General features: G+C 44.8%; 18 protein-coding genes. 8 read left to right on the top strand and 10 right to left on the bottom strand.

Annotated features, from left to right (window positions below):
* Window positions 1–115 precede the first annotated feature (115 nt).
* The gene (locus A7985_RS21325; RefSeq protein ID WP_065792467.1) at window positions 116–790 is read left to right on the top strand and encodes a hypothetical protein; all 675 of its coding nucleotides are present in this window, start codon (window positions 116–118) and stop codon (window positions 788–790) included.
* Window positions 791–813: 23 nt separating this feature from the next.
* Here the strand turns inward: A7985_RS21325 and A7985_RS21320 are convergent, their stop codons facing one another.
* From A7985_RS21320 to A7985_RS21310, 3 genes are read right to left on the bottom strand one after another with little or no spacing between them, the layout of a single operon-like run.
* Window positions 814–1,287, bottom strand: coding sequence for a DUF494 family protein (locus A7985_RS21320; RefSeq protein ID WP_065792466.1), 474 nt, complete (start codon window positions 1,285–1,287; stop codon window positions 814–816).
* 2 nt (window positions 1,288–1,289) lie between these two features.
* Window positions 1,290–2,369, bottom strand: a complete 1,080-nt coding sequence (gene dprA, locus A7985_RS21315) for a DNA-processing protein DprA (protein ID WP_065792465.1) — start codon at window positions 2,367–2,369, stop codon at window positions 1,290–1,292.
* Window positions 2,370–2,395: 26 nt separating this feature from the next.
* Window positions 2,396–3,508 carry a LysM peptidoglycan-binding domain-containing protein gene (locus A7985_RS21310; RefSeq protein ID WP_065792464.1) on the bottom strand — a complete coding sequence of 371 codons (1,113 nt, stop codon included), beginning with the start codon at window positions 3,506–3,508 and terminating at the stop codon, window positions 2,396–2,398.
* Between the two features lie 116 nt (window positions 3,509–3,624).
* Between A7985_RS21310 and def the strand changes: the two genes are divergently transcribed.
* Genes def through trkA form a run of 4 tightly spaced genes read left to right on the top strand, consistent with a single transcriptional unit; the run spans window position 3,625 to window position 7,787 of the window.
* On the top strand, window positions 3,625–4,134 hold the full coding sequence (gene def / locus A7985_RS21305; protein ID WP_065792463.1) for a peptide deformylase: 510 nt from the start codon (window positions 3,625–3,627) through the stop codon (window positions 4,132–4,134).
* 30 nt (window positions 4,135–4,164) lie between these two features.
* Window positions 4,165–5,109 (top strand): methionyl-tRNA formyltransferase, encoded by a 945-nt coding sequence (fmt, locus tag A7985_RS21300; protein ID WP_065792462.1) that lies wholly within the window; start codon window positions 4,165–4,167, stop codon window positions 5,107–5,109.
* Complete coding sequence (gene rsmB, locus A7985_RS21295; RefSeq protein WP_065792461.1) at window positions 5,109–6,392, top strand: 16S rRNA (cytosine(967)-C(5))-methyltransferase RsmB; 1,284 nt, start codon at window positions 5,109–5,111, stop codon at window positions 6,390–6,392. Before fmt ends, rsmB begins: the two co-directional genes overlap by 1 nt.
* An 18-nt stretch (window positions 6,393–6,410) precedes the next feature.
* Window positions 6,411–7,787: a Trk system potassium transporter TrkA gene (trkA, locus tag A7985_RS21290; RefSeq protein ID WP_063371999.1), complete on the top strand. Its 1,377-nt coding sequence runs from the start codon at window positions 6,411–6,413 to the stop codon at window positions 7,785–7,787.
* Window positions 7,788–7,846: 59 nt separating this feature from the next.
* Here trkA and A7985_RS21285 read toward each other — a convergent pair whose 3' ends face one another.
* From A7985_RS21285 to A7985_RS21265, 5 genes are all read right to left on the bottom strand, one after another.
* Window positions 7,847–8,524: a flagellar brake domain-containing protein gene (locus A7985_RS21285; RefSeq protein ID WP_063372000.1), complete on the bottom strand. Its 678-nt coding sequence runs from the start codon at window positions 8,522–8,524 to the stop codon at window positions 7,847–7,849.
* Window positions 8,525–8,756: 232 nt separating this feature from the next.
* A complete protein-coding gene (locus A7985_RS21280) occupies window positions 8,757–10,208 on the bottom strand; it encodes a TrkH family potassium uptake protein (protein WP_065792460.1) in 1,452 nt (483 codons plus the stop codon).
* Between the two features lie 83 nt (window positions 10,209–10,291).
* The gene (locus A7985_RS21275; RefSeq protein WP_065792459.1) at window positions 10,292–10,906 is read right to left on the bottom strand and encodes a YigZ family protein; all 615 of its coding nucleotides are present in this window, start codon (window positions 10,904–10,906) and stop codon (window positions 10,292–10,294) included.
* Between the two features lie 84 nt (window positions 10,907–10,990).
* On the bottom strand, window positions 10,991–12,313 hold the full coding sequence (gene pepQ, locus A7985_RS21270; RefSeq protein WP_065792458.1) for a Xaa-Pro dipeptidase: 1,323 nt from the start codon (window positions 12,311–12,313) through the stop codon (window positions 10,991–10,993).
* A gap of 105 nt (window positions 12,314–12,418) precedes the next feature.
* Window positions 12,419–14,329, bottom strand: a complete 1,911-nt coding sequence (locus A7985_RS21265; protein WP_065792457.1) for a transglycosylase SLT domain-containing protein — start codon at window positions 14,327–14,329, stop codon at window positions 12,419–12,421.
* A 350-nt stretch (window positions 14,330–14,679) separates the two neighbouring features.
* Here A7985_RS21265 and fadB point away from each other — a divergent pair, with 350 nt between their 5' ends.
* The 3 genes from fadB (at window position 14,680) to tusA (ending at window position 18,418) form a co-directional block, all read left to right on the top strand.
* Window positions 14,680–16,842 carry a fatty acid oxidation complex subunit alpha FadB gene (gene fadB / locus A7985_RS21260; protein WP_065792456.1) on the top strand — a complete coding sequence of 721 codons (2,163 nt, stop codon included), beginning with the start codon at window positions 14,680–14,682 and terminating at the stop codon, window positions 16,840–16,842.
* 1 nt (window position 16,843) lies between these two features.
* Window positions 16,844–18,010: an acetyl-CoA C-acyltransferase FadA gene (gene fadA / locus A7985_RS21255; protein ID WP_065792455.1), complete on the top strand. Its 1,167-nt coding sequence runs from the start codon at window positions 16,844–16,846 to the stop codon at window positions 18,008–18,010.
* 168 nt (window positions 18,011–18,178) lie between these two features.
* Window positions 18,179–18,418 (top strand): sulfurtransferase TusA, encoded by a 240-nt coding sequence (tusA, locus tag A7985_RS21250; protein WP_065792454.1) that lies wholly within the window; start codon window positions 18,179–18,181, stop codon window positions 18,416–18,418.
* A gap of 80 nt (window positions 18,419–18,498) precedes the next feature.
* Here the strand turns inward: tusA and A7985_RS21245 are convergent, their stop codons facing one another.
* Entirely contained in the window at window positions 18,499–18,948 is a 450-nt protein-coding gene (locus A7985_RS21245) for a hypothetical protein (protein WP_065792453.1), read from the bottom strand.
* A 66-nt stretch (window positions 18,949–19,014) separates the two neighbouring features.
* Window positions 19,015–21,084, bottom strand: coding sequence for a glycine--tRNA ligase subunit beta (gene glyS / locus A7985_RS21240; protein WP_065792452.1), 2,070 nt, complete (start codon window positions 21,082–21,084; stop codon window positions 19,015–19,017).
* Between the last annotated feature and the right edge of the window lie 2 nt (window positions 21,085–21,086).

The following is a 21,086-nucleotide window of genomic DNA, read 5'->3' as shown; positions in this document are numbered from 1 at the left end:
AAATAGGTACAGTCTCAATTCAGATTATAGAAGCGAGGAATATTTTGACATCACCCTTCACTTTCATAAAATAACCCTAATTTAGGTAAATTTTGCATTTGATAAGGAGATATTAATGCACCGAATCATCACCCTTCTAGGGAGTTTGTTTCTTTCAATACCGATACTAGCGAAACCATACCTTCATCCAGAAAATGTATATTTTTTCGAAAGTGATTCTGGCCAAGAAGTTGCTGTTGTGATTAACCATAACCCAATGACTGAAAAGAAAGATTTTACATTTTTTGCCACACCAAGAGAACAACATGAATCTTTGTACTTGGCATTTGTTGAAGCCATCTTCACGCAAAACCTCTATCGATATACCAGTAACGAACATACAACTAAACGCAAAGAGTTTACTTCTGAATTTGTAAAAAATCTCACTAAAGAGCAAAAAGGCGAAGCCCAATCTCAGATGCAACACATTGCTCATTTACTGCTAAAAAGCAACTCTGATGGTTATCAATATAAAATTATCACCACTCAATCTGGATACGGCTCACTATTGATAGACGCTTGCTCACTGCAAAAAGATAGTTGCAAACAATTAGACTTTGTTATCGAGCAAACGGACGCAATCACTGAAATGAGGTACAAATATGATATATCAGGTGCAGGCTTGTTAAAACCTCATGCGCTTGCCAAAGCAACTCTGTTAGGTGCATATATTGAATCACGCAATTATCAATGTGAATTAGCCCTATCTGGTCAAACCCAAAAGTATGTCGCCAAACTAACTTGCACCTAAACGATTTGGGTTAGGGTTATTGCCTAATGCAATAACCCAGTAGGTTGTTCAAAGATTAAGTCTTCCATTTGTGCGTAGGCATGCTCTTTACCCGGTACATTAAATAACACCATTAAGATCACCCATTTTAGATCATCTAAACAAATGGACGACTTCTCCAGTGCCAACATGCGGTCCACCACCATCTCTCTGGTCGTACTGTCAATCACCCCTATATGCTCAACAAACATTAAAAAGCCACGGCATTCCACATCTAAAACTCGGCTTTCTTCTTCTGTATAAATGCGAATAGCCGAGTCAGGTTTTGCGTTAAGGTATGGGAATTCATCACTGTGTTGTAAATCTGCTAGCTGCTCCAACCAATCAAGCGCTTTATAAATTTCGTCTTGATTAAAACCAGCCCCTACTAGTTCATCGGTCAATTGATTTTGCTCTACGAAGATATCCGCTTCGCTGTGAATATAGTTCTCAAATAAATACATTAGGATATCAAACATGTTTAACCCCTCGCTAATTTGATGTAGCCGTTTAATACACGTTCTACTTTGTCTTCAAGCTCTAAGTCCAATAGTCTGGCAAGTACCTGCTCTACTGGCCACTGGGTCCTCTGCACTAAGGTATCTACGTCTGTCACCTCATAGTCGAGATTGTGCAAAATGGGGCAACTCTCCTTTGGTTCTTCACTTTCTATAATATATAGACTGTTTTCGGGTAAAAAGCTCACCTCTTCGAGAATATCGCTGACATGATCCGTGAGCTTGGCTCCCTGTTTGAGCAAAAAATGGCACCCTTGGGACAAGCTATGACGAATTGACCCAGGAATGGCGAACACTTCTTTGTTTTGCTCAAGTGCATATCGCGCGGTAATCAGCGACCCACTTTTAATTTCCGCTTCTACTAGCAAAACCCCCAGTGACAAACCAGATATAACTCGATTGCGCCTAGGAAAGTGACTGGCATGCGCACGGGTACCCGGTAAAAACTCGCTAATAAGTAACCCTTGCTCCGCAATACGCCAATACAAGTCGCGATGACGCTGCGGATAAATCACATCAACCCCAGTGCCTAATACCGCGATGGTTTCCTTGTTACAGTCCAACGCTCCTGTATGAGCAGCTCCATCAATTCCGCGCGCCATACCGGATGTTACGAGTAAATTTGATTGGCTCAACTGTTTGGCAAAATCGTAGGCGATTTCTAGCCCTGTTCGCGATGCGGCCCGACTGCCGACAACAGCAATTTGAGGGCGATTTAACAGTGCAATATTACCCCTACAGAATAATAGCCAAGGTGGATTGCAAATATGCGTCAGTGCAACTGGGTAGTGCTTATCGAAATAGTGAATAATATGTAGGTTTTGGGCCTCACACACCCTAATGGCTTGGTCGACTCGCTGCCAGTCTACGCCATGCAATTGTTTGGCAATATTCTCTGAGAGGCCAAGTTGAAGTAAGTCTGAAAGGCCCAGTGTAAATAATGAAGGTAAGGAAATTTTTTGTTGAAGGGCCAATAAGGTTGAAACGCCGAGTCCTCGGCATAACTGTAAAGCAAGTGCTTGTCGTATTGATAATGTATCCATGCTCCCTCCTTGAGCATTAAATATAATTAATTCGTGACACTATCTCCCACTCTAATGGGATGAGATGTCTTAGTCACCATGGCATAACTAATATTGTCATACACCTTGAATAGCATGAGTTCACCCACTTTTTCACTGGGCATATGCCACACTGTACTGTCCTCGCTATTGTCCTCACCAAACAATGAACCAATGTCTCCAATGAGCTTATCTAGACTGCTGGAGTCTTCTAAATAGCGAGGGCCGTCTTCATTTTCGATTACAGTAGGTGATTGGCGCAGTATATTTAATACACTCCCTTCTACCAGTTTTTGACTACTGCCTAAATTTAAAACCACAACCGACATCGCGCCAAACTCGGTATGGCGATTGCCGCTGGCGATAATTTTGCCATCGACCGCTTGGCTTGGCTTACTCATTTGAAAAGCGGCTTTGTGATCTTGCCCTTGTGCAATTGGCATCACAAAGTCGCCCGCTTTGATCTCTTGTTTAACGTCATCCACTCTTAACGTGCTAGGCAACCCATCCTGAATATCACCCGCTTTGACAACACGGCCTGTACCCATCAATTTCGTTTCATACGCAAGTGTTGAAAAGCCATCTTGATATGGTTTGCCCTTGCGATAAATACCGTAAGTGCCCCCTTGTAATAAGTCCCCTTTCACATACAACAAGTGACCAGCGATACTCAGCTTAAAGTTTTTATTTGAGCCCAGTACAATCGGGACATCATCTAAATCATCTTTGCTGAGCGCTTGATCAAATATGAGATATGGCTCCAACACAGACAGAGGCAAAGTGGGTATAGCCTCTCCTTTTGCAGTGATAATACGAACTTGTGGGGATAATTTTCTTACCCCTTTATCAATTCTTAGTACTGGGTTGCCATTTTCATCGTAACCTAGCGCTAAAATATCACCTGGGAAAATCAAATGCGGGTTATCTATTTGAGGGTTGTTTTGCCATAACTCAGGCCACTTCCAAGGACTGCGAAGATACAGGCTCGATATGTCCCAGAGCGTATCCCCTTTCTTAACGACATAGCGCTTGGGTGCATCTGCTTTAACCGTGAGTGTGTCAGCAATGACAGGGAATGCGGCAACAGCAGCGATGAATAAGGCGGCAATTTGAGATTTCATGCATGCTTCCTTGAGTTATTTTTAGATATTATCCACCAAAACCTGTTAAAGGGGAACGTGAATGGCTAAAATAAGAGCATACATTACCCCATTTAGAAAGACTGTAAAAGGTATCTATGGCAAAGTTAGAAGTGCTTAAGTTTCCTGACGAGCGATTGCGCACCGTTGCAAAGCCCGTTAAAGAAGTAAATGATGAAATCCGTCAAATTGTCAAAGACATGTTAGAAACCATGTACGACGAAAATGGCGTTGGCCTCGCGGCCACTCAGGTTGATATTCATCAGCGTATTGTCGTTATTGACGTATCAGAAGAACGTAACGAGCCTTACGTCTTAATCAATCCAGAGATCATAGCCTCAGAAGGCGAGATGGTATGTGAAGAAGGTTGCCTATCAGTACCTTATTCATATGCAAAAGTAGACCGAGCTGAAAAAGTAACGGTGAAAGCACTGAATGAAAACGGTGAAGAATATCAATTTGATGCACAAGAGCTGCTGTCTAACTGTGTTCAACACGAACTAGACCACTTAGTTGGTAAGTTATTCATTGATTACTTGTCGCCACTGAAGCGCCAACGCATCAAAAAGAAAATTGAGAAAGAAGCCCGTCTCGCGGCCAAAGCTTAATCAGACATTATTTAATTGGACAGTTTACTAGTGAACAACCCTCTGCGTATTGTATTTGCGGGCACACCAGACTTTGCCGCGCGACACCTCCAAGCATTAATCGACTCTCATCATGAAGTCGTTGCTGTATATAGCACTCCAGACAAACCCGCTGGCCGTGGTAAAAAACTAAAAGCCAGTGAAGTCAAGACTCTGGCGTTGGAACATGATCTACCGGTCGTGCAGCCGGCTTCATTAAAGAATGATGACGCGGTTGATCAATTAGCTGCATTTGATGCTGATGTGATGGTGGTTGTCGCCTATGGGGTGCTATTACCAAAAGCAATTCTAGACACACCAAAGCTTGGCTGTTTAAACGTACATGGGTCCATATTGCCTCGTTGGCGTGGTGCAGCGCCTATCCAACGCTCTATCTGGGCTGGCGACAGTGAAACTGGCGTCACCATCATGCAAATGGACGAAGGGTTAGATACCGGTGATATGCTACACATTGCTACTTGTCCAATTGATAATAAAGAAACCAGTGCAAGCCTCTACGCTAAGTTAGCGGAACTGGGGCCAAGTGCGTTGGTCGACACGCTAGATAAATTAGCTGCGGGTGAAATCTCCCCACAAAAGCAAGACGATGCACTGTCAAATTATGCGAAAAAGCTATCTAAACAAGAAGCCGAGATTGACTGGCAAATGAGTGCAGAACAAATCGAGCGTAATATCCGTGCATTTAACCCTTGGCCAATGTGCTTCACGCAAATGCAATCGCAAACAGTGAAAATTTGGCAAGCAGACGTGTTGGCCCAAGCTGGTGAGCCGGGCACCGTACTGGAAGCGTCCAAACAAGGTATCGTCATCGCCTGTGGCGAAGGTGCGCTACAAATCAAAGAATTACAACCACAGGGCAAAAAACCAATGACTGCGCAAGACTTTTTAAATGGTCGTGCAGACTGGGTAACACCTGGTAATAAGGTGGGCGAATAATGGCAAATGTACGTGCGCTGGCGGCGCAAACATTATTTCAGGTTGTCGATAAAGGAAATTCGCTGACAACCCAGCTTCCTTATGCCAGCCAGCAGTTGCCACATAAAGACCGCGCTTTACTACAGCAGATGTGTTACGGCGTTTTGCGTTATTTACCGAGCCTTGAACACTACTGTCAAAATTTATTGGATCAACCACTTCGCGGCAAGCGTCGAGTATTTCAATTCTTGTTATACGTGGGGATCTATCAATTACAGCATATGCGTGTCCCAGCACACGCTGCAGTCGCGGAAACCGTGAATGCACTGAACCCTTTACGTGCGCCAGGTATGAAAAGCCTCGTCAACGCCGTATTGCGTAACTTTCAGCGCCAGCAAGCCGAGTTAGAAGCAAGTGCCAATGCCATTGTAGTTTGCCAATACAATCACCCGAGCTGGTTTATTAAAAAGCTGCAAGCTGCTTACCCACAAGATTGGCAAGCTATCTTAGAGTCAAATCAGCAGCAGGCCCCTATGTGGCTACGCGTGAATCAGCAGCAAGGCTCCACAGCAGCTTACTCTGCAAAACTGGACAAAGCCGACATCGCACACAGCGTAAATGATGACTTTGAAGATGGCATATTGTTAACTCGCCCAGTCGATGTGAAAGAGTTGCCAGAGTTCGCAACTGGTGCAAGCTCGGTGCAAGATGCCGCTGCACAAATGGCGGCAAGGTTACTCGCCCCACAGGATGGTGACATTATTTTGGATGCATGCGCAGCGCCTGGCGGCAAAACCTGCCATATCCTAGAACTTGCAGATGCTAAAGTGACCGCACTTGATGCCGATGCCAAGCGATTAGAGCGCGTAAACGACAACCTTAATCGCCTCTCTTTAACTGCTGATTGCGTGCATGGGTTGGCGGATCACCCTAATGACTGGTGGCAAGGTGAACAGTTTGATCGTATTTTATTGGATGTACCCTGCTCTGCAACAGGCGTAATTCGTCGCCACCCAGATATTAAGTGGTTGAGAAGAGCCGCTGATATCGATGAGCTGGCAGCATTACAGGCAAAAATTTTAGACAATATCTGGCCCTTGTTAAAATCTGGCGGGACGTTAGTGTACGCCACTTGCTCAGTCCTTCCAGATGAAAACCATGAGCAAATTAAAGCCTTTTTAGCGCGTACCGACAATGCACAGCACATTGCCCTGCACGAGCAAGATAACGCTGAGCAGCCCGGTTTGCAATTATTGCCAGGTACCACGGATGGCTTCTATTACGCCAAGTTGCAAAAACAATAAAAACTGTAAGTTTGAGCTATGAAAATCATTATTTTAGGTGCCGGACAAGTTGGTGGCACACTCGCTGAAAACCTCGTCGGTGAACAAAACGAAATCACCGTCGTTGATATCGATGGAGAGCGCCTTCGCGAATTGCAAGACAAGTACGACTTACAAGGCGTGAATGGGCACAGTGCTCACCCTGAGGTATTAAGGCAAGCCGGTGCTGAAGATGCCGATATGATCATTGCAGTTACCAGCTCAGATGAAGTGAATATGATCGCATGTCAGGTTGCCTATAGTATTTTCAATACGCCGACTAAAATTGCTCGGATCCGCTCCGAGCAATACCTAGATTATCGAGAAAAGCTATTTCATAACGATGATTTACCAGTAGATCACTACATCGCACCAGAGCAGTTGGTCACCAAGTATATTCGCCGCCTAATCGACTACCCCGGCGCCCTGCAAGTATTACAGTTTGCCGATGGCATGCTCTCTTTAGTGGCGGTCAAGGCTTATTATGGTGGCCTACTCGTGGGCTATGCGCTTTCCGCATTGAAAGAGCATATTCCTAATGTCGACACGCGTGTAGCTGCGATTTATCGTCAAGGAAAAGCCATCAAACCGCTTGGTACAACGGTGATAGAAGCCGATGACGAAGTCTTCTTTATCGCCGCAACAAAACACATTCGTGCGGTGATGAACGAGCTACAAAAGCTTGAGCAATCGTATAAAAAGATCATGATTGCTGGGGGCGGTAATATCGGTGCGGGATTGGCCCGTTCGCTTGAGAAGAATCACAGTGTAAAATTGATTGAGCGCAACCACAGCCGCGCATCTCAGTTATCTGAAATGCTAGACAACACCGTGGTATTTTGTGGTGACGCGTCAGATCAAGAGCTACTTTCCGAAGAGCATATTGAACAGGTTGACGTCTTTATTGCAGTCACCAACGATGATGAAGCCAACATTATGGCTGCCATGCTTGCAAAGCGCATGGGCGCACAAAAAACCATGGTGCTCATTCAGCGCAGTGCCTATGTTGACCTAGTGCAAGGTGGGGAAATTGACATTGCCATTTCTCCACAGCAAGCCACGATTTCTGCGTTGCTGACACATGTCAGACGAGGCGATATCGTCAATGTTTACTCTTTGCGAAAAGGTGCAGCTGAAGCGATTGAGGCCGTTGCCCATGGCGACGAGAATACCTCAAAAGTTGTAGGTAGAGCTATCCGAGATATTAAGCTGCCACACGGTACCACCATCGGAGCCATCGTTCGCGATGCAGAGGTACTCATTGCACACGACCACACGGTGATTGAATCCGGTGACCATGTCATTATGTTTTTGATTGATAAGAAACAAATTGGTGTGGTGGAGAAGCTATTCCAAGTAAGCGCCCTCTTCGTTTAATCGCTACCTAAAGAGGCATGTCTGTCTGCCAACATGCCTTATACATCTTCACCTAAGTTTTAATCGTGATTGAGTGCTGAAATGTCAATTAAATAGTCTTTTAAAATCGCTTGGACCTCTTTGTCTTGGCTTTCCAAATGGATCCCCAATGATATGATGTCCTCATGGCTCTCTTTGACACGACACACAGTCCCAGTAAGTACGGCCTTTTGAGACTCTTTTCCTTCGATCAATATTTCACAGGTTAACTCTTTCAGCTCTTCAGGTAGATGCGTTCTTTGTACATCAAACATCAAACCCGCCAGTGAGATATCTTTAATGACCCCCACTTCACTTTTGCCTTCGACACTCAGCACCGCTGGTATCAAAGTTGGGATACGTGTTTGCGCCCGCAATTTATAAGTTTGCACTTCATTCGGATAATAGAGGTAAATTAAGCGTGCAGGATGTGTGGTCACCGCTTTAATGGTCTCTTTAAATGCAATAATTTGCCCATCAGCTTCTTCTGGCAATGCGCGAACGATTACTTCAGTGCCTTCTTTGACATAATCTAATGCTGCACCTAAACGCTTATGGCTAGGTTGATTTAGGATGATAAACTGATTTTCAAGTGCACCGACAAATTCAGTCTTAATGCGTTTACGATTCGCTGGCAACACGATTTCCATATCTACAATACTACCCGCTTGCATTTGTAACACCTGCAGTCGGTTTTCTGCCAACTCACTTTTAGTCATGGTTAAAGCCCTTCACTTACCCTTTCTTAATTTTAGCAGCATGGCAAAATTTTATGACGCCATAATTTAACTACTGTATTTATATCGTAAAGATGGATAAAAACTTTAATATTTTCAGACAAATAAGAAATAGTAATGATATGTAACGTCAATACCATGCTTTGTTATGAGAGAGGGTTGTTAGCCCTGTCCATAGGGCTAAATCGATACTATGCGCTTGATAATTGGCAGGTTAACCGCGCCAGAAGGTAGGAGTAAATAAAACCAATAAAGTGAATATTTCCAATCGACCAAAAACCATCGCCAGCGTGAGAATCCACTTTGCGGTATCACTGATATCACCATAATGGGCAGCTACATCCCCTAAACCTGGGCCTAAGTTGTTTAAACAGGCTGCTGTGGCCGAGAATGCCGTGATGTTATCCAACCCAGTGCCAAGTAAGGCAATCATGATGATCACAAAAACCAAGGCATAGGCAGAAAAGAACCCCCACACCGCTTCTACCACTTTATCTGGCAGGGCCTTTCGACCAAGCTTAATGGAGTATATAGCTCTTGGGTGTACCAAACGGTTTAGCTCTCTGATCCCCTGTAAATACAGTAGGAATACACGCACCACCTTCATGCCCCCCCCCGTGGACCCGGCACAGCCTCCAATGAAACTTGAAAAGATTAAGAGTATTGGTAAAAACAGTGGCCACGCCGAGAAACTATCCGTTGCAAAGCCTGCGGTTGTACTGATTGAAACAGCCTGAAATAGCGCATGATCCAGTGTTTCATCACCGTCACTATATACTTGGTTTGAAGAGAGCACCGCAAAACAGATCACCACCAGCGCCAACTGAATAAACAAAAAGACCTTAAATTCTGGGTCTCTTAAATAAGCCCGCACACTACGACTCGCCACTGCGGCATAGTGAAGTGAAAAGTTAATGGCCGCAATCAATAAAAATACCACACAAATAAAGTTGATCATGGGGCTATCGAAATGACCAATTGAGGCATCATAGGTGGAGAAGCCACCGATGGCGATGGTCGCAAAGGCATGGCAAATCGCATCAAACCACCCCATACCTGCCACTTTATATGCTGCTGTACAAGCTGCTGTGAGCGCAACATAGATGTACCAAAGGTGCTTTGCGGTATCCGCAATGCGCGGTGTCATTTTCGAGTCTTTCACAGGGCCCGGCGTTTCTGCTCGATACAGCTGCATACCACCGACACCAAGCATGGGGAGTACCGCTACGGCTAATACGATGATCCCCATACCACCCAACCATTGCAATTGTTGGCGATAGAATAAGACCGATTTAGGCATGTACTCAATGCCCGTTAACACGGTAGCACCTGTCGTAGTGAGACCTGAGAATGCTTCAAATACAGCATCGGCAAAGGATAAATTTGGTTCATCTAAGAATATAAGGGGCACGGATGCAAACGAGCCCAGTACCAGCCAGAAAAGAACCACAATTAAGAAGCCCTCTCTGGCTTTGAGTTCCCCCCGCTCCTTGCGGTTGGGGTAATAGGCCATAAGACCAATGAGCACACTGAAAATGAAAGCAAGTACAAATGGTACACCCCCACCGTCTTTGTATATCAAAGACACAATTGCCGGTGGCACCATAGTAATGCTGAACAGCGCAACAAGTTGGCCGAGAATTTTTATAATGGTACGAAATTGCATAACGCAGATCGCTTGTTGTTATGATTAGCTTTGATTGTCTAATACCCTCAGGCGTTAGTAAACCACGTTACTCGGTAAATCAATCACTTTTGTATTTTAAATGACACACTACCATGGGTTAAATCGTAAATAGACTGAATAGCCGCATTTGCCTCTCGCGCATCTATTTCTATTTGCCAGCCAATTTTCGCAGCAAAGTTATGTTTTATTTCAAGAACTTGATACTGGCTGGCCAAATGCTGCTCTATCACTCCCTGTAACCCATAGTCAGATTCACCCTGTATGACAGCTGAAGGGACTTTTACCGCCGTGGTGAGCTCCCGCAATGCATTATTCAGTGTGCCACCGTATGCCCGGACCAATCCTCCAGTGCCCAGCTTGATGCCGCCGAAGTAACGCGTCGTGACTGCGGTAATTTCTCCAATCCCTGAGCCCATTAAAACGTTGAGCATAGGCTTGCCCGCAGTGCCATTGGGTTCGCCATCATCAGAAAAGCCTAGGACATGGCTGCCACCCGGTGCGCCGGCGACGTGTGCCCAACAATTATGTCTGGCATCAGGAAACTCTTCGTTGATATTGCGAATAAAGGCTTTCGCCTCCTCTAGGGTTGGCGTATGAGCAATATGCACAATGAAGGTACTTTTCTTAATTTCTTCGTGATAACGGATAGTCTCACATGGGATTTTATATTCTGACATACACTACAATAGTTGTGAAAAAAGGAGCCCCTAGAGACTCCTTTTATAAATTTAGAGGTAATGACATTAATCGCGCAAAGCGAATTAGTCGAGATTAAAATCTCGCGTCATATTTTCAAGGCGGTCTTCGTGAACAATGATGTTATCTTCAATTCGAATCCCCCCATACGGTTTAAACTGTGCTACTTTGTCCCAGTTTACATGCTTGCCGTGATCTGTTTTTGCCAAATCTGCCAGTAATGAATCAATGAAATACAGCCCTGGTTCAATGGTAAATACCTGACCCGCTTCAATCTTTCTCGTACAACGTAAGAATGGATGGCCTTCAGGCGGCGCTTGGTGTGTCCCCTGCTCATCAGCCATAAACCCTCCCATATCATGTACTTGCAATCCGATATGATGGCCAAGACCATGCGGGAAGAAAGTGGCAGAAATACCTTTTTCAACAATTTCATCAGCGCTGAGGTTCACGACCTTAAAGTCCGCTAATATCTGTGCCATTCGATGGTGACAATCAATGTGTAACTCACCATATAACTTACCCGGCTCAAGCGCTTTGCCTAAGGCAATTTGGTGTGTATTCAAAGCGTCGACCATGTCAGCAAATTCACCCTGCTTGGCAAAGTCATACGTACGGGTAATATCTGAGGCGTAGCCATTGAAGTTCGCACCTGCATCAATCAAAAATGATAAATGCTGACTTGGCGCTTGGCGTTCAAAATGTGTGTAATGCAAAATCGCACAGTGCTGGTTCAGCGCAACGATATTGCCATAAGGCGTATCGTTTTCCATGTGTGCAGTTGCATTGAGATAAGCCTGCTGAATAGAAAACTCTGAGCCACCCGCATAGAATTCATCTCTTGCTGCTTTGTGACCCAATACAGCAATGCGGTTAGCCTCGCGCATACAGGTCATTTCATACGCAGTTTTATAAGCGCGATGATAATGCAAAAAGTTCAATACCGGTTCTGGATTCATCTGGCCAAAGCCTAATGCCTGCGCCACTTCGAGATACTCGCCAATATAGGCAAATTTCTCTTTGTCATAGGGCAGTAATTTCTCTACTTGCTCAGGCTGAACCAATAAGGTGATGTCAAAATAGTCAGCCCAAAAATCACTTGGTTCATCAGGCACTTTATGCCAAAAGTCCACAGGACGATAAAATATTAATTTAGGTTTATCTACCCCGTTAACCACTAACCAACAGTGCGGGTTATCAATCACCGGTAACCAAGCTTTAAACTGAGGGTTAACTTTAAACGGATAATACATATCATCCAAAAACTGGCGTTTAGCCTGGCCAGAGTGGATGACTAATCCGTCTAAACCTTCTCGTTCAACGATGGTTTTAGTACGCGCTTGAAGCGTCGTGATATGCTCTGCATACAAGTTGGCTAATTTATCCACGATGTACCCATATTAATTGAATTTTTATTGTTACTGAGTCTAACATAGCACCGTACTAAAAACGATGCCACGCGCCAGACTCCCCACGCTACCACCAAGCCTAGTTTAACGTTTTTGTTTGCCACCAATATTCATATCCAAGATCCCTGCCAACACATTACCTTCGCGGCCAAGTTTAGTATGATAAACCTGACGATAAGCCATGACATTTTTTACATAGTCGCGCGTTTCTCTATATGGAATGAGTTCAATCCATAGTTCAGCAGGCATCGCCTCTGTTGGCACCCAGCGCTTTACTCGATGGTATCCAGCATTATAAGAGGCCGTCGCCAAGATTTCATTGCCGCTTGTTTTGCGCTTAAGGTACTCTAGATAGTCGGTACCCAAACGGATATTCGTTGCCGGTTTCATCAATTGTTGCTTGGAAACCCGCTTTTTTGCCACATACTTTGCAGTACTTGGCAGTAGCTGCATTAACCCATATGCATCAGCCGTCGACCTCGCATCCGGCGCAAAGCTGCTCTCACGTCTTGCAACCGCATAGCTCCATGCTAGATCCACCCGATTGCGCTCACTATAACGTTCAAACAGTGAATCAAATGCCATGGGGAACCTTAAATCAACGTAATTCCATGCCTTGATCTGTGCGAGTGTATAAATGGTACTGTCATACCAATCCAACTCTGCTGCCAATAGCGATGCCGCAAGTTTTTCCTCGGTGCTGGAAGTATTTGTTAAGTAGTTCCACTCTCTTCTTGCTTGTGTATAGCGCTGCAATTCATATAGTGCCTTGGCACGTTTGAAACCCGGAGCCTGTGAAACAGAGTCCAATGTTTCCTGTGCCACATCCAACTCTTTGGCATTCATTGCCGGAGGCAAGTCCAAACGCGCTGCCGCTAAAAAGCCGTAATAGTCTCGTTTCTTAGCGAGTGATTGCCAGAGCTCAGTGGCTTTCGCATTATCACCGCGCTTGAAGTAGCTATAACCCAACCAGTATGTCTGACCGTTACTGAGATTTTGCATACCGGTAAACAGCGCCGCAATGCCCGCCCAGTCTTGCTCTTTGAGCATGTTACTCATGAGCCATTGACGCAGTTTCACATCCTGTTTTTCAACAGGCACTTTGTTCAACCAGAATCTAGCTTGGTCATGTCCTTTGGACGCTAATGCCAAGGCGAATCGATACGCGACACTGTCTTTTTGCGCTTGAGTAAAGGTGAACATTCCCTGCAGCTTATCCCAAGCACGCAACGCTAACTTAGGATCTCGCCAAATTAATCTGCGCACACCATACACTGCAATTTCGCTTTCTTTCAACGTGCGCTTTTTATAGCGATATAACCCAGCTGATGCACTCGGATCTCGGCGCACAGCCACATATAAGTCGGCTAAATACGCTTCATTCCTAGGCAGCAACGTTTTGAGATATTTGACTAGGGAAGTCTGTCCTTCTTGTGCGGCTTTAGTAATGCGCTGCCATATTAACGTTTGTGACCGATAACCCGCTTTTTGCCATGTTGAAAATAACTTGTCACAGGCTTTAGGCTGTGACTTACCCACCACCCACAATGGTTCCACTTGATCTAAAATGGCTTTTTGAGGCGCACCTAGATCCAATTGAAACTGTAGGTAGGTGCACTTCAGCTCTGCATTGTTTGTTGCCTGATAATGCTCGATAAACAGTGCTTTTTTACCGCGACGTTTGAGGTAATTTAGCCAGCTTTTACGCACAGGCCAATCAAGCGGCGTGTGATCGTAAATCGATAAAAATCGAGCAATGTCTGCTTGATATTTTAATTTTGGATGACGCTTGTAAAATGTCATCTCCACATAGGGTTTGAGCGGATGGTCTAACGTGACCAGAGACTGCTTAAACTTGGCATGATTACCAGACCAAGCAACACGCTCAGCTTTGAGAAAATCTTGATGTGCCTTTTGCGCATATGAGTTGGCACTCACGATGGAAAAACAGGCGCAAATACTACTGGCAACAAGACCAGAGAACCATAATTTCATAACGACCTATACTTTACATAAATGCGTTGTATATCAATGCACTGAGTGATAATAAAATAAACACACTAAAATACGAACTCAGGCACTTTCCTTAACTTTTACGCGCGGTGCGCGATGGGTATATGAGTTTCATATACCACTTCATAAAAGTTATGCATGATTAAAGGTTTAAATAAACTGAATGCGCTAACCATAAGACACCTTAGTCCAATCCATGCACTTAGCCACCTTATCATCCCGATTCTTGGTTTTCAGTAAATCTGCGGTAAATTTTTCATTGCAATTTTCATTTAAAGACGCCACACTGGATGAAATGACAACTCATCGTACCAGTGTCACGGAGAACCAGTATGTTAATCAAACGCGAGTCCTTTGTTGTTGAATTTTGCAAAGGCAATATCGCTGAGTTTAAGTTTTGTACGCCAGGCTCGGTCAACAAGCTATCTCAGCAAACTCTACAAGACTGTGCTCAAGCACTAACTGAATTAAGCGCACGTGATGATGTAAAAGGCCTTATTTTCACCAGTGATAAAGACCACTTTATTGTTGGTGCAGATATCTTTGAATTTTTACCTACCTTCAATAGACCAGAACAAGAACTGGTAGGTTGGATCAAAGATGCAACTGACGTCTTTGATGCAATTGAAGACCTACCATTTCCAACACTTTCTGCAATTAATGGCCTCGCGCTTGGCGGTGGGTGTGAGTGGGTACTCGCTACCGATTACCGTATTGCTACGCCTAACGCAAAAATTGGCTTGCCTGAAGTAAAGCTTGGGATCATGCCCGGCTTTGGTGGAACCGTACGACTGCCGCGCATCATTGGGGCTGATAACGCCATGACGTGGATCACCACAGGTAAAGAACACCGTGCACCTGACGCTTTTAAAGTCGGTGCGGTAGATGGGGTTGTAGCAGCTGATAAACTGCGCGACGCAGCAATCAAAACCCTAGAGCAAGCAATTGACGGTAAACTAGATTGGCAAGCGAAAAGACAAATTAAGCTTAGCCCATTAAAAATGAACCGCGTTGAGCAAGGCATGAGCTTTGCGATGGCTGAAGGCATGGTCATGGCCAAAACCAAAGGTCATTATCCAGCACCCGTGATGGCCGTTAAAACCATCAAAGCAGCAGCTAACCATACCCGCGCGGAAGCGATGGCAATTGAAAATGCTAATTTCGCTAAATTAGCAAAAACCGCAGAAGCCGCAGCACAAACTGGGATTTTCTTAGCTGATCAATACATCAAAGGCGTTGCCAAAAAACAGGCCAAACTTAACCAAACAGAGATTAAGCAAGCCGCTGTGCTCGGCGCAGGCATTATGGGTGGTGGTATCGCTTACCAGTCTGCCTACAAGGGCACACCAATTATCATGAAAGATATCAATCAAGCGGCCCTTGATTTAGGTATGAATGAAGCGGCAACTATCTTAGGAAAGAAAGTTAAGCGCGGACATATGGCCACCGACAAAATGGTTGCGACACTGGGTAAAATCAAACCGACTCTTAATGACCGCGATTTAGAAAACTCAGACATAATTGTGGAAGCTGTCGTTGAGAATCCACAGGTGAAAAAGTCAGTGTTAGCTGAGCTAGAAAAACAAATGCCCACAGGCACTGTATTAACATCAAATACGTCTACCATCCGTATCGACGAACTCGCTTCTGCATTGGACAACCCAGCGCATTTCTGTGGCATGCACTTTTTCAACCCTGTGCCGAAAATGCCATTGGTTGAAATTATTCGCGGCGAAAAAACTTCTGATGAGACCGTGGCCGCTGTAGTCGACTATGCGCTGAAATTAGGCAAGTCACCCATTGTTGTAAATGACTGCCCAGGTTTCTTTGTGAACCGTATCCTTTTCCCTTATTTTGCTGGGTTTAGCAAACTCGTGGTTGAAGGGGCTGACTTTACACAAATAGATAAAGTTATGGAAAACGTGTTTGGTTGGCCAATGGGACCTGCGTACCTACTCGATGTTGTTGGTATTGATACTGCAAATCACTGTACTGGCGTGATGGCAGATGGCTTCCCTACTCGTATGGCTCGCCAAGAAAAAGACCCCGTTGCACTGCTTGCAAATGCACAGCGTTTTGGCCAGAAAAATCAAAAAGGTTTCTATCAGTACGCTCCTGATCGTAAGGGCCGCTTGAAAAAGTCAAAAGATGCCGAAGCAGTTGCGCTACTCAGCCAAATCTGTGATGACAATAAGCAGTTCGACAAGCAAACGATTATCGAACGCTGCATGGTGCCAATGATCAACGAAGTATTGCTTTGTCTACAAGAAGGCATTGTTGCCTCTCCACAAGAAGCGGATATGGCGCTTATCTATGGTATTGGATTCCCACCATTTAGAGGCGGTGCATTCCGTTACCTAGATCAAATCGGTTTAAGTGAATTTGTCGCAATGGCAGATAAGTATGCCGACTTAGGTGAAATCTATCAGGTGTCTGAGCAAACACGTGCATGGGCAGCTGAAGGTAAAGTGTTCTATCAAGTGGAGGGCCAGTAACATGGAACAAGCGGTTATTGTAGATTGTATTCGTACTCCGATGGGTCGCTCTAAAGGAGGTGTATTTAAGCATCGTCGTGCAGAGGACTTAAGTGCCCACCTTATGAAAGGGATACTAGAGCGTAACCCTCAAATTGCACCGGAGTCCATTGATGATATTTATTGGGGCTGTGTGCAACAAACATTAGAGCAAGGTTTTAATGTTGCACGTAATGCAGCGCTATTAGCAGGCATTCCTCACTCTGTGCCAGCAGTGACTGTAAACCGTTTGTGTGGTTCATCGATGCAAGCACTGCACGATGCAGCACGCGCAATTATGACCGGCGCTGGTGACACTTACTTAATTGGTGGGGTTGAACATATGGGTCATGTACCAATGACACATGGCGTTGATTTTCACCCAGGGCTGTCTACCTCCGTAGCCCAAGCCGCTGGTGTGATGGGTCTAACGGCAGAGTACCTCGCAAGCTTGCATGGCATAGGTCGTGAACAACAAGATGCGTTTGCAGTTCGCTCCCACCAGCGAGCGCATGCCGCAAGTGTGGAAGGTCGTTTTGCAAAAGAAATACTTCCGACTGAAGGTCATGATGAACACGGTATTCCAGTGCTTGTCGAACAAGATGAAGTAATAAGACCTGAGACGAGCCTTGAAGGTTTAAGTCAGCTACGCCCTGTTTTTAATCCGGCAAGCGGTACGGTTACGGCGGGTACATCATCGGCTCTTTCAGATGGTGCATCAGCAATGTTAGTCATGAGTGAAAGCAAAGCGAAAGAACTCGGCTTGCCAATCCGTGCACGTATTAAATCAATGGCCGTTGCAGGCTGCGATCCGTCAATCATGGGTTATGGGCCTGTTCCTGCCACTCAAAAAGCATTGAAACACGCTGGTATCAGTGTAGAAGACTTGGACGTTGTAGAGCTGAATGAAGCCTTTGCCGCCCAGTCTTTACCTGTCATGAAAGATCTCGGTCTTTTAGACGTTGCCGATGAAAAAGTAAATTTAAATGGTGGTGCCATTGCGCTTGGCCACCCATTAGGGTGCTCGGGCTCACGTATTAGTACGTCTCTTATCCATATAATGGAAGAGAAAAATGCGAAATATGGCCTTGCAACTATGTGTATCGGCTTAGGTCAAGGTATTGCAACCGTATTCGAGCGTGTTGAATAACCCCCATTTGTTGTCATAGCCAAATTCAACTTGGTGACCAAGGCAAAGTTACTTTTTGAGTACTTTGCCTTTTTCGTTTTACGCCCTGTCAAATATATCAGAGCCCCTTTTAATCAATACACTTAGCACGCTAGAATAGCATCTTTACACTTTCTCAAGAGTTGCTTTATGAGCTTTGATAATACTGACCATACTTTGGATGCAATGGGCCTGCGCTGCCCAGAACCTGTTATGATGATCCGCGGCATGGTAAGAAAAATGAACCATGGGGAAACATTGTTAATATTGGCAGATGACCCATCCACAACCAGAGATATTCCGAGCTTTTGCGAGTTTATGGATCACACCTTAGTGGCAAAAGAGATAGACGCCGTACCTTATCGCTATCTACTAAAAAAAGGAAAATAAAAGGGCGTCGCTAATTGGCAGTAACTGGACAGTAATTTGTCAGAACTGTGCTTCGGCCCCTTTCGTATCATTTTATGTGGTTAGTCTCGCTGGACTAGAACGGTTGGATTTGAACTGTCACGATAATCGAGTGTAATGGAATACCAACCTTTTTTATCTGGTGCAAAGCTCAGGTAGTTATAAACCGTATTACAGTCAACAGGGAGCGGCTGACCAAGCTTAAGCTTACCTTGAAAACGATACCCACAGTTATAGCCTTCACTCCATTTTTCATCCGCTATCTTAAATTCATACACCTTTCCTGGATTCATAAAACGAGCACGGACATGATAGCGCCCATCACCTTGAGGCTGAAGCTGATAAATACTTTCTGCATCCCACAAACTAAAATCGCCACGTAAATACATAGGCCTATCGATCTTTTTAGCAAGATACGGGATAGATGTGGGTTGGTGCGGAGTAACTTGAGGAGAGGAACATCCAGTAAGCCCCAACGCCAGCACGATTAATAAAGCTGCACTCTTTTTCATTTCTCTAACCGATCATAAAAATAAAAAAGCCAGCAATATTTGCTGGCTCAAATTAACGCTTACTGATTAGTTTTGTAATACTGAGATATCTGCAGTATTCAAGAATAAGCGACTTAACTGACTTAACAGCGCAAGACGGTTTTGTTTAACCGCTTCATCATCAGCCATAACCATCACATTATCAAAGAAAGTATCTACAACTTCGCGAAGGCTTGCTAGGCGAGTCAAGGCTTGCTGATAGTCACCTTGTTCATATACAGGTGCAAGCTCCTCTGTCAGTGCAGCTACCTGCTCAGCTAGCTGTTTTTCAGCCGCTTCGATAAGTAACTCCGACGATACTGCTGCATCACTTGTGACATTATTTTTAGCCAAAATATTGTTCACTCGTTTATTCGCAGCGGCCAACGCCTCGGCTTCTTCCAACGTGCGGAAATGACTAACTGCTTTAACGCGACGGTCAAAATCTACAGGCTGTGTCGGGCGACGTGCCAATACCGCTTGAATCACATCAACACTTATACCCTCATCTTGATACCAAGCTCGGAAACGACCCAGCATAAATTCGAATACGTCTTGCGCTACATTATCATTCGTTAGCTTGTCACCAAATAATGATTGTGCTTTAGCAACAATGTCTAGGATGTCTAAAGGTAACGCTTTTTCAACCATGATACGCAATGCACCGATCGCAGCACGACGCAGTGCAAACGGGTCTTTATCACCTTTAGGTATTTGGCCAATACCGAAAATACCCACCAGAGTGTCAAACTTGTCAGCAAGTGCAACAGCAAAACTAATTGGATTTGACGGTAAGTCATCGCCGGCAAAACGCGGCATATACTGTTCATTTTGTGCCAGTGCAACCTCTTCGGCTTCACCATCGATACGCGCATAGTGCATACCCATCACGCCCTGAACATCTGTAAATTCCATGACCATTTCAGTCATTAAATCTGTTTTGCTCAATAGGCCTGCACGTTCAGCGAGGGCTTTATCCGCACCTAATTGCTCTGCAATATAGCCAGCAAGTGCAGCGATGCGCTCGGATTTATCTTTTAACGTACCCAATTGCTTTTGGAATAGTACAGAGCCTAAAGACTCTAGGCGACTCTCAAGCGTTTTCTTCTTATCTGTTTCAAAGAAAAACTGTGCATCAGCAAGACGAGGGCGAACGACTTTTTCGTTACCTGAGATTACGACAGTTGGGTCTTTACTCTCAATATTTGATACGAACAAGAATTTATTGATCAGTTCGCCATCATTATTCAACAGCGGGAAATACTTCTGATCATCTTTCATGGTGTAGATAAGTGCTTCCGCTGGTACAGATAAAAATGCTTCATCAAAAGAAGCCGTCAACGTCACTGGCCACTCGACAAGAGACGTTACTTCTTCAAGTAAGTCTTCATCCATTGCCACTTGTGCGCCAAGCTTCGTAGCTTCCGCTTCGATTTGAGCACGGATCTGAGCTTTACGCGCATCATAATCAGCAATGACATAGACGTTCTTTAACGTATCAAAAATTTCATCAGCGTGTGCAAGCGTTGTACGAGCAGGATGGTGGAAACGATGACCTTGCAACTCATTGCTGATTCGTTTACCCAGTACTTCGCCGTTAATGATTTCGCTACCAAGTAGTGCCGCAACTGTGTGAACAGGACGAATAAACTGGGTCTTGTTCGCGCCCCAACGCATTGGCTTAGGGATCGGTAACTTAGCAAGCGCCTTGGCAATAACATCCGCGAGTAATGTACTTGCTTGCTGCCCTTCGACGGTTGCCTTGTGTAGCAACCAAGCGCCCTTTTCTGTTTCAAGTTTATCAGCTTCACTCACATCGATACCGCAACCACGTGCCCAACCTTGAGCGGCTTTCGTCGGATTACCTTCTGCATCAAATGCGGCTTTAATTGCGGGACCACGCTTTTCAACCACTTTATCTTGTTGCTGTGTCTCAAGTGCTGCAACTTGCACACCTAGGCGGCGTGGAGAAGCGTACCATTTAATACCTTGATGCCCGAGTTCTAATGCTTCAAGTTCTGCCGTCATGTTATCAGCAAATGCTTGTGCAAGTTTACGCAACGCTTTTGGTGGTAACTCTTCTGTACCAATTTCTACTAGTAAATTTTCTGTGGTCATGA

This window comes from Pseudoalteromonas luteoviolacea (genome assembly GCF_001696455.1).
In the GTDB taxonomy this organism is placed as follows: domain Bacteria; phylum Pseudomonadota; class Gammaproteobacteria; order Enterobacterales; family Alteromonadaceae; genus Pseudoalteromonas; species Pseudoalteromonas luteoviolacea_C.
The sequence above is the reverse complement of the archived record's forward strand: the minus strand, read 5'-3'. Positions and strand labels throughout refer to the sequence as shown.

Bases quoted from the DNA above. Each gene is read 5' to 3' on its own strand.
- A7985_RS21310 (WP_065792464.1), bottom strand. From the start codon at position 3,508: ATGAAATCTCAAATTGCCGCCTTATTCATCGCTGCTGTTGCCGCATTC.
- A7985_RS21280 (WP_065792460.1), bottom strand. From the start codon at position 10,208: ATGCAATTTCGTACCATTATAAAAATTCTCGGCCAACTTGTTGCGCTG.
- A7985_RS21275 (WP_065792459.1), bottom strand. From the start codon at position 10,906: ATGTCAGAATATAAAATCCCATGTGAGACTATCCGTTATCACGAAGAA.
- dprA (WP_065792465.1), bottom strand. From the start codon at position 2,369: ATGGATACATTATCAATACGACAAGCACTTGCTTTACAGTTATGCCGA.
- A7985_RS21285 (WP_063372000.1), bottom strand. From the start codon at position 8,524: ATGACTAAAAGTGAGTTGGCAGAAAACCGACTGCAGGTGTTACAAATG.
- glyS (WP_065792452.1), bottom strand. From the start codon at position 21,084: ATGACCACAGAAAATTTACTAGTAGAAATTGGTACAGAAGAGTTACCA.
- A7985_RS21245 (WP_065792453.1), bottom strand. From the start codon at position 18,948: ATGAAAAAGAGTGCAGCTTTATTAATCGTGCTGGCGTTGGGGCTTACT.
- fadB (WP_065792456.1), top strand. From the start codon at position 14,680: ATGTTAATCAAACGCGAGTCCTTTGTTGTTGAATTTTGCAAAGGCAAT.
- A7985_RS21325 (WP_065792467.1), top strand. From the start codon at position 116: ATGCACCGAATCATCACCCTTCTAGGGAGTTTGTTTCTTTCAATACCG.
- rsmB (WP_065792461.1), top strand. From the start codon at position 5,109: ATGGCAAATGTACGTGCGCTGGCGGCGCAAACATTATTTCAGGTTGTC.
- A7985_RS21320 (WP_065792466.1), bottom strand. From the start codon at position 1,287: ATGTTTGATATCCTAATGTATTTATTTGAGAACTATATTCACAGCGAA.
- fadA (WP_065792455.1), top strand. From the start codon at position 16,844: ATGGAACAAGCGGTTATTGTAGATTGTATTCGTACTCCGATGGGTCGC.
- def (WP_065792463.1), top strand. From the start codon at position 3,625: ATGGCAAAGTTAGAAGTGCTTAAGTTTCCTGACGAGCGATTGCGCACC.
- trkA (WP_063371999.1), top strand. From the start codon at position 6,411: ATGAAAATCATTATTTTAGGTGCCGGACAAGTTGGTGGCACACTCGCT.
- tusA (WP_065792454.1), top strand. From the start codon at position 18,179: ATGAGCTTTGATAATACTGACCATACTTTGGATGCAATGGGCCTGCGC.
- A7985_RS21265 (WP_065792457.1), bottom strand. From the start codon at position 14,329: ATGAAATTATGGTTCTCTGGTCTTGTTGCCAGTAGTATTTGCGCCTGT.